Here is a 14,969-nt window from a genome sequence, read left to right on the forward strand (position 1 = left end):
TTGGCAGATCAGCAACCAGTCCTCGAAGGTGGGTAGGGAGGTGGCGAAGTGGGTGCCGTGCAGCTCCCACTCCCCGTGGTGTCCACCCGCGCGCGGTGGGTGGCGGCGACCGCGCCGGTGCGCGGGTTGACCACGTCAACGGTCCACGTGCCGGCGCCGAGCTCGCGGAGCGCGAGGGTGCGCAGTTCGAGCGAGATGCCGATGGTGGGCTCGCGCAGGCTGTTCGCGGGGACATAGGCGACCCGCTCGGTCTCGGTGCCGGCGCAGTACGGCAGGAACGGGCTCTCCCGGGTCGCGGCCGGCGCCACGCCGCTCTGCCACGGCCGGTGCTCCCACCAGCGCAGCCCGGCCAGCAGCCGCCCGCCGAGCCCGGTCTGTGCCGCGCCGGCCAGGCGGGCCGCCTCCTGCCAGTCGATCGTGCCCCACACGTCGCCGGGGTCTTCGGCCCGGCCCCGGGCGAACGCCCAGATGCCCTGCGCGCCGTACGTGTGGCCGGCCGCGCCGCCGAGCATGTGCGACCAGAAGAGCATGCGCTGGAGCGTGGCCGACGAACCGGCCGCGATCCCCTCGTAGCAGACCTCGGAGTTGACGACCGGCAGCGGCGGCTCGGCATCGTAGGCCCGGTCGAGGGCGCGCAGTGACTGCGCCACCGAGCCGCGGTCGGCGTGGCCGGTCTGCATCCACACCAGGTCGACCTGGGCCTTGTCGCCCACCGCGTCGAGGGTGGTGTGGTGGCGGAACGCCGGGCACGGGTGGTAGGTGACGGGCCGGTGGTACGGGTCGATTTCGCGCAGCTCGGCACCGATCGCGGACCAGCGGGCGACGAGGTCCGCGACCCGGTCGGGCAGATCCTCGGCGGTCAGCTCGTCGTAGTGGGGCAGGCCGACCTCGCCGCAGACGCACCAGACGACCGGCAGGGCGGCCCAGCGGGCGACGACCTCGCGCCAGTGCCGCCGGATGCGCTCGTCGCCGAAGTCGAGTAGGTAATAGCTCCAGGCGCCGACGACGGCCGGGGTGAGACCGGCCGCGACCATCGTCGCCAGCCGCTCCTCCGCCGCGTCCCACCACAGTGGATCGGGATGGCCCAGGTCGGGGGTCCAGGACCACCGGCCGGCGGTCGCGGCCTGCGGGGTGAAGGCGGTGGTCTCCGGGTACAGGCCGGCGACGAGCTGTACCACCGTGAAGCCCTGGGCGCGGCGCAGCTCTACAAGCTCGGCGAAGTCCGCGTCGGAGGCGCGCTCGCTGAACGCGTACCACCAGGTGTCGGCGACCCAGAGGAACGGCTCGCCGGCCTCGTCGCGCAACACCCGCTCGCCCGGCCGTACGGTCAGATCGCGGCGTGCCGGCGGCGGGTCGGGTGCCTCGACGGTGACGACCGTCCCGCCGTCGAAGGCGAACTCGTAGGCGCCGGGCGCGGTGTGCCGTACGCGGGCGCGCAGCCGGCCGTCGGCGCCGACGAACGCCGGCACGTGGAGGCTGGTGCCGTCGGGGGTGGTGACGCGGCAGGCGCCGGGATCGGCGGCGGGTCGGCTCCGCCGCCCAGCGCCTGCACGACGGCGAGGGCGTTCAAGTCCACAGTGGTCTTCCGCTCTCCTATTTGATGGCGCCGGCCGAGAGGCCGCTGACGAAGGCGCGTTGCGCGACGAGGAAGATGATCAGCACGGGAAGCATGACGATCGCCATGACCGCGAACTGTTTGGGCAGCGACGAGAAGTACTGCCCCTGGAACGCGATGAAGGCGAGCTGTACCGTCTCGTGTTTGCCGTCCGTCATGAACAGCAGCGCGAGGATGTAGTCGTTCCAGGACGCGAGGGCCTGGAGGATCGCGATCGTGACGGTGGCTGTGCGGGCCAGCGGCAGGTACATGCGCAGGTAGATGCGGAAGCTCCCGGCGCCGTCGAGGCTGGCGGCCTCGCGCAGCTCGTTCGGCAGGGCCAGGAAGGCGTTGCGGTAGAGCAGCACCGACGCGGCCAGGCCCAGCGCGGTGTACGGGCCGACGAGCGCGCCATACGTGTTGAGCATGCCGAGGTCGAGGATCAGCTCGTACAGCGGGACGATGATCGCGGCGGGGGCGAGCATGATGCCGGAGAGCAGGATCAGAAGCACGATCCCGGAGCCGCGAAACCTGTAGAAGGCCAGCCCGAAGCCGGCCAGCGAGCCGAGCACGACGACGGCCACGACCGACGCGATCGTGACGACGGTGCTGTTGACGAACATGCGCAGCAGGTCGGTCTCGCGCCATACCGCGATCAGGTTTTCCAGAGTCAGCCCGGACGGCGAGAGGCTGAAGATGTCGGCGGTGCTGGTCCGCAGCGCGCCGTTGAGCAGCAGCGCGATCGGCAGCAGCCAAAGGATCGCCAGCGGCAGCAGCGCCAGGTGCGACCACGCCAGCCGGTCGCTGGCCACGCGGCTCGTCGTACGGCTCATTCGACACTCCGGTTGGCCCAGCTGATCAGGCGCAGCAGCACGATCGCGCAGATCGCGGTGAGCGCCAGCAGCGCCGTCGCGATGGCCGCGGCGTACCCCGGCCGCGACAGGTCGAATGCCTGATCGAAGATCTGGATGGACAGCAGGTCGGTAGCGTGCGCGGGGCCGCCGCGGGTCAGGATGTAGACCACCTCGAACTCCCGGAACGCGCCGATCACGCCGAACAGGGTCAGCAGCACGGTCATCGGCCGTACCTGCGGCACGGTGATCCGGCGCACGCGCTGCCACCACGAGGCGCCGTCGATCTTCGCCGACTCGTACAGGTCACGCGGGATCATCTGGATCGCCGCGAGGTAGAAGAGCATGAACAGCCCCGAGTACCGCCAGGCGCTCACGCCGAAGGCGGCCCAGATCGCGGTGCCCGGGTCGGCGAGCCAGGCCTGCCCGCTGCCGCCGGTGGCCCGGATGACCCGGGTGGCCACGCCCTCGTCGGGGTTGAAGATCCAACCCCAGGCGAACGCGATGACCGCCGAGGAGAGCACGGCCGGCATGAAGAACACCGTCCGGTACACCACCCTGCCGCGCAGCGCGCCGTCGAGCAGCACGGCGAGGCCGAGTCCGATAAGCAGTTGCACGGGTACGGTCACCACCGTCCACAGCAGAGTGTTGGTGACCGCCTTCCAGAAGTACGGGTCGAGACCGCCGAGCATCTCGCTGTAGTTGTCCAGCCCCACCCACTCGCGGATCGGCGAGATGCCGTCGTAGTCGTAGAAGCTGGACCGGACGGTGGCGAAGATCGGGTAGGCGACGAAGACGGCGAAGACCGCGAGGGCGGGTGCGACGTAGAGCCAGCCCGGGGAGGGCCGGCGCCGCCTGCGCTGTGCCGTACGGGTGCCGCCGGTGGTCGGGGTGTCGACCACCGGCTGCTCGTCCGCTCGTGTCTCCAGCCGCACGGCCGCCGTCACTTCCGTGCGCGCGCCGCGGCGGCGTCCACCCGCTGGAGCTCGGCCTTGGGGTCGGCGTTGTTGACGCAGACCTCCGCGATCGCGGTCTCGATCGCCTTGCGGGTCTCGATGTAGTCGAACTCGCGGCGCTCGGCGCCCTTGCCGAGCTCGTTGTGCCAGTCGTAGATCTTTTCCCACTCGGCGTTGAGACCGTCGGGGCGGATGCCCTTGCGGGCCGGGGTGTACGTCGCCGATCCGGCCTTCTGGCCCTCCTCGCCGCAGGACCACTCGACGAACTTCCACGCCGCCCACTGCTTGTCGGGCGAAAGGTCGCCACGCATGGCCGAGGCGACGTTGACAGTGCGCCAGGGTCGCACGGCCGAGGTGCTGGAGGCCTGCGGCAGCCCGGAGACGCTGGAGCCGAGCCAGTTGTCGTCCGGCGCGTCCGGCAGCTTCGGCCAGAGGCAGGCCGCCCAGTCGGTGAGCCGGTTGGGGGCGGCGAACAGCGACGCGGTGCCCCAGGTGCCGATCGAGGCGGCGGCCGCCTTGCCGTTGAAGAACAGGTCGTACGCGTCCGGGAAGGCCGGGGTGGCGAACGGTGCCTTGTTCCACAGCTCGTCGGTGAGCGTGCGCTTGAGGTACTCGAGGCCGGCCACGATCGCGTCGTCGGTGAAGCTCGCCTGGCCGCCCTCGGCCGCGGCGACGATGCCCGGCTTGAACTGGCTGGCGAACTGCACGAGGAAGTCGGTGTTGGGCCAGTTGTCCTTGGCACCCCAGGTCGCGCCGACCAGGCCCTGGCCGCGCAGGTCCCGGGAGATCCGCACGAACTCCTCGTGCGAGGTCGGCACCTGACCGCCGGCCTTGGCGAGCACGGCCCGGTTGACCCACAGCACGCCGCCGATCGAGTACTGCTGGGGCATCGCGACAAGCGGCTGGCCCTGCGGCACGCTGTCCCGGATCTCCTTGACCGAGCCGTCCAGGAACTGGGTCTCCCAGTCGTCGCCGTACGCCTGCTTGGCCAGGTCCTCCACCGGGGAGAGGAACTGCGCGTACTGCCGGATCATCGAGCCGGTCTGAAGGTGCAGCACGTCGCCGGAGGTCCCGTTGGGGACGGCGGTGCGCAGCGCGGTCTCGTAGTCGGGGAACGGGAACTTCTTGACCTCGAGCTTGACCTCGGGGACCGCCTTCTCGAACGCGGCCTTGAGCTGGCCGGCCGCGGGCTCCTCGGGCCAGGCCCAGGACCAGAGCGTCAGGGTCACCGTGCCGCTCGGCTTGACCAGTGAGGGGCCGAGCGCGGGGCGGCGGTGCCGCCGTCGTCGGAGCCGCACGCCGCCAGCAGCGGGGCGGTAGTCAGCGCGCCGGCACCGAGCAGCGAGGCGCGCAGCACGGTACGGCGGGAGAAAAGACTGGGAGTGGTCCCGGGGGTCGGGGATATCTGCGTGCCCACTGTCACCTGCCAGGGAGATGTTTCGAGCTTGTTAGCGGGACGCTAACGCCGGCTGGAATCGTTTGTCAACGCTTCTGGCAACGTTTCCAGAATCGTTATTCCCAGGGAAAACGCGCTCCAGCATGATCCGCCGGACCGCCGTCACCCGACCGGCGACAGCGCCCGTTCTAGCATGGAGTCGATTCCAGGATGTAGATCAATACATGAGCTGGCCACCGGAGACGTTGATCGTCGCTCCGGTGACATACGCGGCGCCGGGCCGCAGCAGGTAGACCACCGCGTCGGCGACCTCCTCCGGCGTGCCCAGCCGGCCCAGCGGCACCTGGGCGACCGAGGCCGCCAGCTGCTCGTCGGAGAGGCCACCGCGCATCATGGCCGTGTCGATGAACCCGGGCGCGACGGCGTTGACCCGCACCCGGTCGGCGGCGAGCGTACGGGCCAGGCCGCGGGTCATCGAGACGACCGCGCCCTTGGCCGCGTTGTAGACCACCGAGCCGCCCAGCCCGCCGGTCCACCAGCCCTGCGAGGAGAGGTTGACGATCGAACCGCCCTGCCCCTGCCCGGCCAGGTAGAGCCCGACCGCGCGGTTGAGGAAGAACGTGGCCTTGAGGTTGGTGTCGATCTGGAGGTCCCAGTCCTCCTCGGTCACGTCCTCGAGGCGGTGCCGCCGGCGCAGCACCGCCGCCAGGTGGGCCAGCCCGGTCAGCGGGCGCCCCGCCGCGCGTACCCCGTCCAGCAGGGTCTCGTGCGACCGCAGGTCGCGCAGGTCAGCCGGCACGGCCCGGTGTCCCTCGCCGGGCAGGCCGGCCACGAGCGCGTCGAGCCGTGCCGGATCGAGGTCGACCGCGTGCACCACGGCCCCCTCGGTGGCGACCAGGCGGGCGACAGCGGCGCCGATGCCCCCGGTCGCGCCGGTGACCACCACAGCGGTACCGGCAAGCGTGTTCGTCATTGCTCCCACCTCCGGCACCCCAGGGGGCCGTGTGTCACTTCAGGGCGCGCTTGCGGGCCGCCTTGCGCGGCGCGGGGCTGACCCGGCGGACCGGGCCGACGCTGTCGCGCGGCGTGAAATGGGTGTCGATGATGACCGTGCGGGGCTCGGCCCCGTTGAGCATGTCGAGCATCAGCCGGGCGGCGGCGGTGCCCATCTCCCCGGAGTCCCGCGACACCGAGGCGAGGTCGGGCGCGAGCACGTCGAACATCGGCCACTCGTCGAGGGTCACCAGCGCCACGTCGGTGCCGATCGCCCGCCGCAGCTGGCGCAGGCCCTGCAACGCGCCGGCGGCCGACGCGATACCGCCGGTGATCATCGCGGTGGGCTCGTCGCGTTGGGAGAACAGCCGGATGACCTCGGCCTTGGCGAAGTCGGCTTCGAAGCTGCCCATCGCCAACAGGCTGCGGTCCACCGGCACGCCGGCCGCCGCGAAGGCGGCCTCGTAGCCGCGCAGCCGCTCCCGCGAGGAGCGCACGGTCAGCGCGCCGGTGACCAGCCCGATCCGCTCGTGGCCGCGGGCCAGCAGCTCGCTGGTCGCCCGGTACACCCCGGAGTAGTGGTCGCAGAGCACCGCCGCCGCGCCCAGGCCAGCCACCTCGCGGTCGAGCAGGACCACCGGCCCGTTGATCGCGGCGAGCGCGGCCCGGGTGCTTTCCTCCTCCTCCGACACGAGCGAGACGATCACGCCGTCGACCCGGCGCCGGCGCAACAGCGCCAGATTGCGGGCCTCGACGTCCAGGTGCCCGTCCGAGCTGGTGATCAGCATCGAGAAGCCGGAGCGGCGCAGCGCCTGCTCGGTCGCGCGAGCGATGTTGGCGAACAGCGGGTTGGAGATGTCCCGCAGCACGAACCCGATCGTCTTGGTCGAGCCGCTGCGCAGCGACTGGGCCAGAAGGTCGGGCTCGTAGCCGAGCTCGGCCACCGCCGCCTCCACTTTGGCCCGCATCGCCGGCGAGACGTCCGGGTGGCCGGTGAGCACCCGGGAAACGCTCGACAGCGCCACACCCGCCTGGACGGCCACGTCGCGGATCGTCGCGCCGGTACCCTCCGAGTCGGACCTTGCCATCGACGTCCTCCAGCTCCATTTGGTCCCGCTCGTCACGGGCAGTAAACCAGGTCACCCGTCGACGCGGTGCGCTCGGATGAAGTCCTCGTCGAGCTCCCAGCCGAAGCCCGGGGCCTGCGGCAGGGGCAGCTCGCCGTTGACCAGCGCCGGCCGGTTTGCCAGCAGTGACCAGAAGATCGGGTCGCGGGTCGGCGAGAACGCCTCCACGAACGTGCCGTTGGGCACCGAGGCGAGCAGGTGCGACGCGATCTGCCCCTCCTCGTGGTGGCCGAGCTCCACCTCGAACGCCAGCGCGAGCGCGGCCACCCGCCGCCACTCGGTGGGCCCGCCGCCCCACGAGGCGTCGTAGTTGCAGACGTCGACCGCGCCGTTCACGAAGATCTCCCGCATGCCCACCCGCGAGATCTCGCTCTGGCCGGCGGCCACGTTGACGTTGCCGCGCTGGCGCACGTCCCGCAGGCCGCGCCAGTCGGCGTGCCAGCGGGTGGGCTCCTCGAACCAGCGCAGCCGCACGTCGTCGCCGAGCAGGCGGAGGAACTCCAGCGCCTCGCTCACCGTGTACCCCTGGTTGGCGTCCACGACGAACAGGAAGTCGTCCCCGACGATCTTGCGGGCCTGGCGCAGCCGGTCGGCGTCCTCGGCGGGCGGCTTGGCACCGATCTTGAACTTCATGCCGACCATCCCGTGCTCGGCCTTGAAGAACTCCAGCTCCCGCTCCAGGTCGGCGGCGCTGGACCCGTAGTACCCGCCGATCCCGATCATGGGGATGCGGTCCCGGAATCCGCCCCACAGCCGCCACAGCGGCTGGCCCGCGTACTTGCCGACCGCGTCCCACACCGCGCTGTCCACGCAGGCGATCGCCTGCATGGGGATCGCCCGGTCGCGCAGCTGGTCGAGGGTGACCGGCAGCATCGCCTGCCAGACCTTCTCGACCTGGAGCACGTCGAGGCCGACGACCCGCGCGGCGATCTCGTCGTGGATGATGCCGAGCACCTCGCGCTGCTCCTCGTCGGTGTCGGCGTTGTACGCCTCGCCGACGACGCCGTCCGAGGTGCGGATGCGCGTGATGATCGTGCAGCGGTTGCGCATCGAGTAGTAGCTGCCCTTGTAGTGGTGGCGTAACGGAACCCGCAACGGGATCGTCTCGATCGCCTCGATCGTCGGCATGCACTTCTCCTGGGGCAGCACGTTGGGTATCGTTCCTGGAAACGGTACCGGTAACGTCATTCAGAGGTCAACGCGGAGGTGGCGGGGAATGTCGCTCCCCTTGTCAGACGTCAGGATCGTGGCCATCGAGCAGTACGGCGCCGGCCCCTACGGCTCGATGCACCTGGCCGACCTCGGCGCGGACATCATCAAGATCGAGCAGCCGCCGCTCGGGGACGTGGGCCGCTACGTGCCTCCGTACCGGGAGGGGACCGACAGCCTCTTCTTCGAGTCGCTCAACCGCAACAAGCGCAGCGTCAGCCTCGACATCGCCCACCCGCTCGGCCGAGGTGTGCTGGAGGACCTGGTCGCCCGCAGCGACGCGGTCTTCTACAACCTGCGCGGCGACGTGCCGGCCAAGCTCGGGCTCCGGTACGCGGACCTCAAGGGCGTCAACCCGCGGGTGGTCTGCTGCTCGCTGTCCGGATACGGCACCACCGGGCCGCGCGCCGCCGAGCCCGGCTTCGACTACATGGTGCAGGGGCTGGCCGGCTGGATGAGCGTCACCGGCGAGCCGGACGGGCCGCCGACCAAGACCGGCATGTCCGCCGTCGACTTCGCCACCGGACTCGCCGCGGCGCTGTCGCTGATGATCGGGGTACACGCGGCCCGGCGCGACGGCGTGGGCGGCGACGCCGACGTCGCACTGCTGGACACCGCCGTCTCGATGCTCAACTACCTCGCCACGTGGACGCTCACCCGTGGCCACCGGCCCGACCGCATCCCGCGCTCCGGGCACCCGACCATCGTCCCGTTCGGCAACTTCCCCACCGGCGACGGCTGGATCGTGGCCGGCGGCAGCAAGGAGAAGTTCTGGGTGCGGATGACCGCCGCGATGGAACGGCCGGACCTGGCCGCCGACCCGCGGTTCGCCACCTTCGACGACCGGCTGCGGCACCGCGACGAGCTTGTCGCGATCCTCGACGGCGAGTTCGCCCGGCGCACGACGGCCGAGTGGCTGGCGCTGCTCACCCGCCACGGCGTGCCCTGCGCTCCGGTCAACGACGTCACCGCCGCGCTCGCCGACCCCCAGGTGACCGCCCGCGACCTGGTGTTCCACACCCCGCACCCGACGTTCGGCACGGTCGGGCAGGTGGCCTCACCGGTCCGCTTCGGCGCCGCTCCCCCACGCCGCGAACGTGGACCGGCGCTCGGCGAACATACCCGCGAAGTCCTTGTGGATCTTCTCGGCTACACCGACGATCACATCTCCGACCTCGTGCGCGCCGGCGCCATTCCCACGGAGGGTCAACCATGAGCAAGCTGCGGCTCTCGATCATCGGCGCCGGCTCCTGGGCGGTCTCGTCCCACCTGCCGGAGCTGGCCAAGCGCCGCGACGACGTCGACTTCCACGGCGTCTGCCGGCTCGGCGGCGACATGCTGGCCCGGATCCGCGACGACTGGGGCTTCGCCTACGCCAGCGAGGACTACCGGGAGGTGCTCGGCCAAGGCGCGGACATCGTGCTCGTCGGCAGCCCCGCCGCTCTGCACCACGAGCACGCCAAGGCCGCGCTGGAGGCGGGCGCGCACGTGCTGGTGGAGAAACCCTTCACCGCGACCAGCGCCCAGGCATGGGACCTCGTCGACACCGCCGCCCAAGTCGGGCGCCATCTACTCATCGCGTACGGCTACAACTACCGCCCCATGATGCGCGCCGCCCGCGAACACCTCGCCGGCCTCGGCGGGATCGGACAGGTCGAGTCGCTGATGGTGCACATGGCCTCGGGCACGCGCGAGCTGCTCTCCGGCTCGGGCGCGTACGCGCGGGCCTCCGACCTCTCTGCCCCGGACATGGCGACCTGGGTGAACCCCGCGCTGTCCGGCGGCGGGTACGGGCAGGCCCAGCTGACCCACGCGCTCGGCCTCGCGCTGTGGCTGCACGAGGTGGACATCGTCGCCGTCGACGCGATCGTGGCCAGCCCGCTGGGCGGCACGGTCGAGCAGCACGACGCAGCGGTGCTCCACCTGGCAGGCGGCGGCATCGGCACGCTCAGCGGCGCGTCGGCTCACCAGAAGGCGATGGGCTACCGCGACCAACTCCAGGTCCGCATGGTCGGCCGCGACGGCCAGTTTCAGCTCGACGTGGAAAACGACCGCCTCCGCGCCTACCGCGACGGCACCGGCGACGCCGACCTGACCTTCACGGAGGGCAGCGGCCGCTACGAGTGCGACGGTCCCCCGCACACGCTGGTCGACCTCGCCCTGGGACGCGACGTGGAAAACTGCTCACCAGGCGAACTGGGCGCCCGCACCGTCGCGGTGCTGGAGGCCCTCTACGCCAGCGCCACCGGCGGCGGCACGGTGCCGGTCGCCCACCGCCCCTGATGGGGCCGGGTCGTGGGACCGCGGAGGGTGAGGCCGCGGGAGCAGCGGTCCGGACCACCGCGGACATCGCGGTAGCTCGATCTCTTGGGTTTTGGACCTAGCCCATCGCCTGGGATCAGCCGTCGCCGCCTGTGGTGTAGGTGTGGCCGAGGCGGGTGCGCCAGACGAAGGTGCCGGGTCTGGGCTGGACCAGGCTGACGCCCCGGCTGTGCTTGTAGCCGTGGCAATGTCTACATAGGACGCCCAGGTTGGCGGGCGTCGTGGGGCCGCCGTCCTCCCACGCTCGCGTGTGGTCCAGGTCTGCCCGGTGGGCCGGCGTCCGGCAACCCGGTGCCCGGCATGTCTTGTCTCGGGCTTTGACGAACGCGGCGTCGCGCGCTGGCGGGCGGCGGCGCATCGAGCCGTGGGCGGTGAGGACGCCGCCGCCGTCGGTGACGCTGAACCGCCATGAGCCGTCCCGTTGCCCGTCGGCGACCTTGCGCGCGATCTCGGCGACCACCGGCCCCCAGCCATTGATCTCACCCGGCTGCTCCGACAGCCCCATCAGCGTGGACAGCGGGACGACAAGCTCCACACCGCCGCCGCCGGGTGTCGGGCTGTCAGGGATGTGGTCGCCGTTGAGGATGTCCAGGTACAGGTCGGCGCGTAGCTCGTCCATCGACCGGGCATCGCCGGCCCGCTTGGCGGCGCGGGCGAGCGCGTCGATGCGGGCGGCCGCGGTGGCGGCCCGGTCGGGCGGCAGGTGGTAGCCGGCGAGCGTGGCGTTGCCGTCCGGGTCCAAGCCGTGCTCGACACGGCGCCGGGTCAGCGCCTCGCGCTGGCGCAGGGCGGCTGCCTCCGGGTCGGCGGTGATGACAAGCGTGCGCAGCCGGGCCCGCAGCTGACCGGTGGTCAACCCACCGGCGGCTGGCAGGGCCAGGTCGACGATCCGCCGGGCGATGTGTGGCGGCAGGGCGGCGGTCTCGTCGTCCAGGACGCGGGCCTTGGCCAGATCGATCCTGCCGGACCGCAACGCCTCAAGGGCCGCCGGGATGCGCTCCACAAGCTGGTAGGCGGTGCCCAGCAAGGTGTCGGCGGCCCGCCGGGTGAGCGTCAGCGCGAACCGGATCTCCTCCGCCGCATACTCGTCCGGACGGTCGGTGCGCTCCGGCGGGCTGGCCTCGTCACCGGGTGGGCAGTAGGCGGTCTCCCGAGCGGTCACCAGCAGCTCGGCCTGGTAGTGGGCCACCTGCCGGCTGGCTGCCTTGGCCAACTCCACCAACTCGAACCCATTCAGCAGGGCGCGGTCGACGCGGGCGAGCGCGGCAGCCAGCTCGGCGCCCGCGGGCACCTGGGCCAGCTCACCGATCACCACATCCGCATCGAACACGTGTCTGATTCTAGCGGAGCCACCGGCTCCCCGCTGCGTCCACAGTGGACAACGTTGGCTACCCGAGGCCGAGGGCTCGGAGCGACGGCGTGACGTCGCCGTCGTCGACCGCGGACGCCGCCAGTGTCCACAGTGTCCGCACTTCCAAGGCGTGCATGGCCGCCCACTTACGCTCGGCGAGCGCTACCGTCTCGGGGCCTGGGCCACCCGGTGCCGCGTCCACCTCGACCGCGTCCTCCGGTTGGCCGGCCGGCCAGAGGCGCACCGACTGGACCGGGCGTCCTTCGTCGGCGTGTACCCGAACGTCCAAGGGTGGGCGATCGGGCACGAGGTGGAATGGGTCGGGTGACACCCAGGCGCGGGCGACCGTCGCGGCGAGGTCCCACCAAAGGGTGGGGCCGGTCGCGGCCACCAGCGGCGCCACCGACACCTCCAGCGGGTCCACTGTGGAGACCTTGGCGCGGAGGGCGAGGACGGCCGCGACGGCGGACTGGGCGAAGCCGTTGACCGGGTAGGGGCGGATGGCGGTCTGCGCCAGCGCACCCGCCGCGGTCGGTGGTGGGCCGGCCACGCCGAGCGGCACGCCCACGCCGGACGCGCCGAGTAACGCGCCCACGCCGGCCGGGCCGTCCAACACACCGGACGGCGGTCGCAGGCCCCAGGCTGCCGCCCGCGCCGCCTCCAGGCCGGCCAGGGCCGCCGCGGCGCGGTGCCAGGCGGCGGCGGGTGAGCGTTCGCGCATGGTCTGGCCAATGCCGCCGGCCGTAGTCAGGGCCAAGCCGACGGCGGCGGCGATCGCGTCCGGGTCGCGGGTACCGGCCAGCAGCACGGCGGCGGCCGCGGCGGCGCCGGCGTGTCCCGCTGTGGCGGTCGCGTGCCAGCGGGCGGCGTGCGCCTCGCCCAGCCACGCCGCGGTGACGGCAGCCGCTTCGTAGCCGGCCGCGGCGGCCTCGGCGACGGGCCCGCCGGGCATCGCCAGGATCACCGGCCAGACCACCGAACCCGGATGGATGCGGGCCGGCCAGAAGATGTCGTCGCGGTCGCCGCTGTGTGCCCGTACCGCGAGCGCGGCCGCGGGCGCGAGCGGTGCCGACTGCGCCGCCGCCACGCAGGCCAGGTGGTCGGCGAGCAGCAGGCGGGCGCGCTCGTGGTCGACCGGTGCGGTGGCCGCGTACCCGGCGATGGCGGCGAGCGTGCCCTCGGCGGCGGTCATGCCCGGTAGCGGTCCACGACGCTCTCGTCGACCGTTATGCCCAGCCCGGGACGCGCGACCGGCGGCAGCACCCAGCCGTCGACGTGTCCGAAGGGCTCGGACACGAGGTCGTTCTGCATCGGGTTGGGCAGCGGCTTGAGCTCGAAGACCTTGCAGGCCGGCGTGCTGAACGAGATGGCGAGGCTGGCCGCGGTCGTGATCGCCGACGACCAGGCGTGCGCGTTGGCCTGCCGGCGGTACGCCTCCACCCGGTCGACCACCTTCTTGAACCCGGTGATCCCCTCGGCCCGGGCGGGGTCGACGCCGAGCACGTCGCAGGTGCCGGTCGCGAGCACGCGTTCGAAGCCTTCGAGGGTCCACTCCTTCTCGCCGTACGCGATGGAGGTCTGGGTCTTGGCCCGCAGCGTCGCGTAACCTTCCGGATCCCAGGCGCCGAGCGGCTCCTCGATCCAGTCGATGCGGTGCTCCTCGAAGGCGCGGACCCGGCGCACGGCGGTGGCCACGTCCCACTTGATGGCGATGCCGAGGTCGATCATCAGCGCGCGGTCCGGGCCGATCGCTTCACGCATGGCGCGGACGTACTCGACGTCGCGGTCGTGCTCGTAGCCGAGGCGGGCGTTGCCGCGCTTGCCGAAGCCCACCTTGACCCCTCGCAGGCCCGTGGAGAGCCAGCCAACCGTCTCGTCCACCATCTCGGGGATCGACTCGTGGTGGGCGTGTGCGGAGGCGATGGCCGGCAGCCGCTCGTGCACCGGGCCGCCGAGCAGGTCGAGCACGCTGCGCCCGAGCGCCTGCCCCTTCAGGTCCCACAGCGCGATGTCGAGGGCGGCGATCGCGTAGGAGGCCAGGCCGCCGCCGTACCCGTACCACCAGGCCCGGTCTTTGAGCGCGCGCCAGATCGCCTCGGTGTGCACCGGGTCGCGGCCGACGACCGCCTCCGCCATGCCCTCGACGAGCCGGGCGACGGCGTGGTTGGCGTCCGGAAACTGGGTGATGGCTTCACCCCAGCCGACCGCGCCCTCGTCGGTCGTCACCTTCACTAGGCACAGGTAGCGGGTCGCGCCGAAGTCGTTGGGCTCCGGGTAGGCGACCGGGATCGGCTCGACCGAGGTGACGTTCACGGCGCGATCCGGTAGAGGTCGAGCGCGTTGCCGGAGAGCACCGCCCGCTGCTCGTCCTCGGACAATGTGGACACGTAGTCGCGGTAACAGTCCATGATGGAGTCATACGAGCTGTAGAGCCGGTCCACCGGCCAGTTGGAGCCGATTACGCACCGCCGCGGGCCGAAGCTCTCCAGGCAGTGCTCAGCCCACGGCCGCAGCGACTCACGGCTGAAGAGCGGGTCGGTCATCGCCAGGCCGGATATCTTGCAGAACACGTTGGGGTGCTTGCCAAGCTCGGTGAGCGCGGTGCGCCACGCCGCGAAGTAGTCCGCGTCGCGCCGCCGGGGGAAACCGATGTGCTGCAGCACGATCCGCAGGTCGGGGTGGCGGGCGGCGAGCGCACCGGCCGCGGCCATGTTGGGGTACTCGCAGTCGAGGTCGAACACGAGGTCGTTGGCGGCCAGGAAGCGCAGCGACCGCTCGTACGCGGCGGGCAGCTCCCCGCGGCCAGCGTCGGCTCGGCGGCGAAGTCGCGTACGCCCTTGAAGAGTGGGGACTCCAGGTGCCCTTCGAGCTGGGCCCGCGCGCCGTCGAGGCCGAGGTCGGCGTGGCCGACGATCGCGTGCGGGATCCCGGAGTGCTGGGCGGCCATCTCGGTCAGCCAGACGGTCTCGGTCACCGGGTCGGGTGAGCCGATCGCCGCCTGTACGTGCACGAAGTGCGTGACGCCGGCGAACCGTGCCTCCGCCCAAAGGTGGCGTGCCTCGAACGCCTCGCTCTTGATGCCGTCGATGTCACCGAGGATCGGGTGTACGGCATCCGGCGCCAGCCAGTCCCAGCGCAGCTCCGGATGCTTGTGGTTCCAGAAGTGCACG

Annotated in this window: 14 protein-coding genes; 3 read left to right on the forward strand and 11 right to left on the reverse strand. The window is 71.9% G+C overall.

Annotated elements, in window-relative coordinates; all coding sequences use genetic code 11:
- Nucleotides 1–8: 8 nt before the first annotated feature.
- From Pflav_RS15060 to Pflav_RS15090, 7 genes are all read right to left on the reverse strand, one after another.
- Complete coding sequence (locus tag Pflav_RS15060; protein ID WP_173036732.1) at nucleotides 9–1,469, reverse strand: apiosidase-like domain-containing protein; 1,461 nt, start codon at nucleotides 1,467–1,469, stop codon at nucleotides 9–11.
- Between the two features lie 124 nt (nucleotides 1,470–1,593).
- Nucleotides 1,594–2,427, reverse strand: coding sequence for a carbohydrate ABC transporter permease (locus Pflav_RS15065; protein WP_173036733.1), 834 nt, complete (start codon nucleotides 2,425–2,427; stop codon nucleotides 1,594–1,596).
- Nucleotides 2,424–3,392, reverse strand: a complete 969-nt coding sequence (locus Pflav_RS15070) for a carbohydrate ABC transporter permease (protein ID WP_173036734.1) — start codon at nucleotides 3,390–3,392, stop codon at nucleotides 2,424–2,426. The genes Pflav_RS15065 and Pflav_RS15070 overlap by 4 nt, the downstream gene beginning before the upstream one ends.
- On the reverse strand, nucleotides 3,389–4,699 hold the full coding sequence (locus Pflav_RS15075) for an ABC transporter substrate-binding protein (protein WP_173036735.1): 1,311 nt from the start codon (nucleotides 4,697–4,699) through the stop codon (nucleotides 3,389–3,391). The genes Pflav_RS15070 and Pflav_RS15075 overlap by 4 nt, the downstream gene beginning before the upstream one ends.
- Before the next feature lie 315 nt (nucleotides 4,700–5,014).
- A complete protein-coding gene (locus Pflav_RS15080; RefSeq protein ID WP_173036736.1) occupies nucleotides 5,015–5,770 on the reverse strand; it encodes an SDR family NAD(P)-dependent oxidoreductase in 756 nt (251 codons plus the stop codon).
- Nucleotides 5,771–5,804: 34 nt separating this feature from the next.
- Nucleotides 5,805–6,878 carry a LacI family DNA-binding transcriptional regulator gene (locus tag Pflav_RS15085; RefSeq protein WP_173036737.1) on the reverse strand — a complete coding sequence of 358 codons (1,074 nt, stop codon included), beginning with the start codon at nucleotides 6,876–6,878 and terminating at the stop codon, nucleotides 5,805–5,807.
- A 51-nt stretch (nucleotides 6,879–6,929) separates the two neighbouring features.
- Entirely contained in the window at nucleotides 6,930–8,045 is a 1,116-nt protein-coding gene (locus Pflav_RS15090) for a mandelate racemase/muconate lactonizing enzyme family protein (protein ID WP_173036738.1), read from the reverse strand.
- 88 nt (nucleotides 8,046–8,133) lie between these two features.
- Between Pflav_RS15090 and Pflav_RS15095 the strand changes: the two genes are divergently transcribed.
- On the forward strand, nucleotides 8,134–9,342 hold the full coding sequence (locus Pflav_RS15095) for a CaiB/BaiF CoA transferase family protein (RefSeq protein WP_173036739.1): 1,209 nt from the start codon (nucleotides 8,134–8,136) through the stop codon (nucleotides 9,340–9,342).
- On the forward strand, nucleotides 9,339–10,409 hold the full coding sequence (locus tag Pflav_RS15100) for a Gfo/Idh/MocA family protein (protein WP_173036740.1): 1,071 nt from the start codon (nucleotides 9,339–9,341) through the stop codon (nucleotides 10,407–10,409). The genes Pflav_RS15095 and Pflav_RS15100 overlap by 4 nt, the downstream gene beginning before the upstream one ends.
- Nucleotides 10,410–10,524: 115 nt before the next feature.
- Here the strand turns inward: Pflav_RS15100 and Pflav_RS15105 are convergent, their stop codons facing one another.
- From Pflav_RS15105 to Pflav_RS45565, 4 genes are read right to left on the reverse strand one after another with little or no spacing between them, the layout of a single operon-like run.
- Complete coding sequence (locus Pflav_RS15105; RefSeq protein ID WP_173036741.1) at nucleotides 10,525–11,778, reverse strand: HNH endonuclease signature motif containing protein; 1,254 nt, start codon at nucleotides 11,776–11,778, stop codon at nucleotides 10,525–10,527.
- Nucleotides 11,779–11,836: 58 nt separating this feature from the next.
- Nucleotides 11,837–12,991 carry an MmgE/PrpD family protein gene (locus tag Pflav_RS15110; RefSeq protein ID WP_173036742.1) on the reverse strand — a complete coding sequence of 385 codons (1,155 nt, stop codon included), beginning with the start codon at nucleotides 12,989–12,991 and terminating at the stop codon, nucleotides 11,837–11,839.
- Nucleotides 12,988–14,112, reverse strand: coding sequence for a mandelate racemase/muconate lactonizing enzyme family protein (locus Pflav_RS15115; RefSeq protein ID WP_173036743.1), 1,125 nt, complete (start codon nucleotides 14,110–14,112; stop codon nucleotides 12,988–12,990). The genes Pflav_RS15110 and Pflav_RS15115 overlap by 4 nt, the downstream gene beginning before the upstream one ends.
- Nucleotides 14,109–14,591 (reverse strand): amidohydrolase family protein, encoded by a 483-nt coding sequence (locus Pflav_RS45565; RefSeq protein WP_269474621.1) that lies wholly within the window; start codon nucleotides 14,589–14,591, stop codon nucleotides 14,109–14,111. Before Pflav_RS45565 ends, Pflav_RS15115 begins: the two co-directional genes overlap by 4 nt.
- A 65-nt stretch (nucleotides 14,592–14,656) precedes the next feature.
- Between Pflav_RS45565 and Pflav_RS47435 the strand changes: the two genes are divergently transcribed.
- Complete coding sequence (locus tag Pflav_RS47435) at nucleotides 14,657–14,785, forward strand: hypothetical protein (RefSeq protein WP_269474655.1); 129 nt, start codon at nucleotides 14,657–14,659, stop codon at nucleotides 14,783–14,785.
- The last annotated feature ends 184 nt before the right edge of the window (nucleotides 14,786–14,969 follow it).

It is taken from the genome of Phytohabitans flavus, assembly GCF_011764545.1.
Taxonomy (GTDB): Bacteria; Actinomycetota; Actinomycetes; order Mycobacteriales; family Micromonosporaceae; genus Phytohabitans; species Phytohabitans flavus.

What these genes read in the sequence shown, in the direction of transcription:
- Pflav_RS15065 (WP_173036733.1), bottom strand. Translation starts at nt 2,427, where the DNA reads ATGAGCCGTACGACGAGCCGCGTGGCCAGCGACCGGCTGGCGTGGTCG.
- Pflav_RS15080 (WP_173036736.1), bottom strand. Translation starts at nt 5,770, where the DNA reads ATGACGAACACGCTTGCCGGTACCGCTGTGGTGGTCACCGGCGCGACC.
- Pflav_RS15085 (WP_173036737.1), bottom strand. Translation starts at nt 6,878, where the DNA reads ATGGCAAGGTCCGACTCGGAGGGTACCGGCGCGACGATCCGCGACGTG.
- Pflav_RS15090 (WP_173036738.1), bottom strand. Translation starts at nt 8,045, where the DNA reads ATGCCGACGATCGAGGCGATCGAGACGATCCCGTTGCGGGTTCCGTTA.
- Pflav_RS15095 (WP_173036739.1), top strand. Translation starts at nt 8,134, where the DNA reads ATGTCGCTCCCCTTGTCAGACGTCAGGATCGTGGCCATCGAGCAGTAC.
- Pflav_RS15100 (WP_173036740.1), top strand. Translation starts at nt 9,339, where the DNA reads ATGAGCAAGCTGCGGCTCTCGATCATCGGCGCCGGCTCCTGGGCGGTC.
- Pflav_RS15110 (WP_173036742.1), bottom strand. Translation starts at nt 12,991, where the DNA reads ATGACCGCCGCCGAGGGCACGCTCGCCGCCATCGCCGGGTACGCGGCC.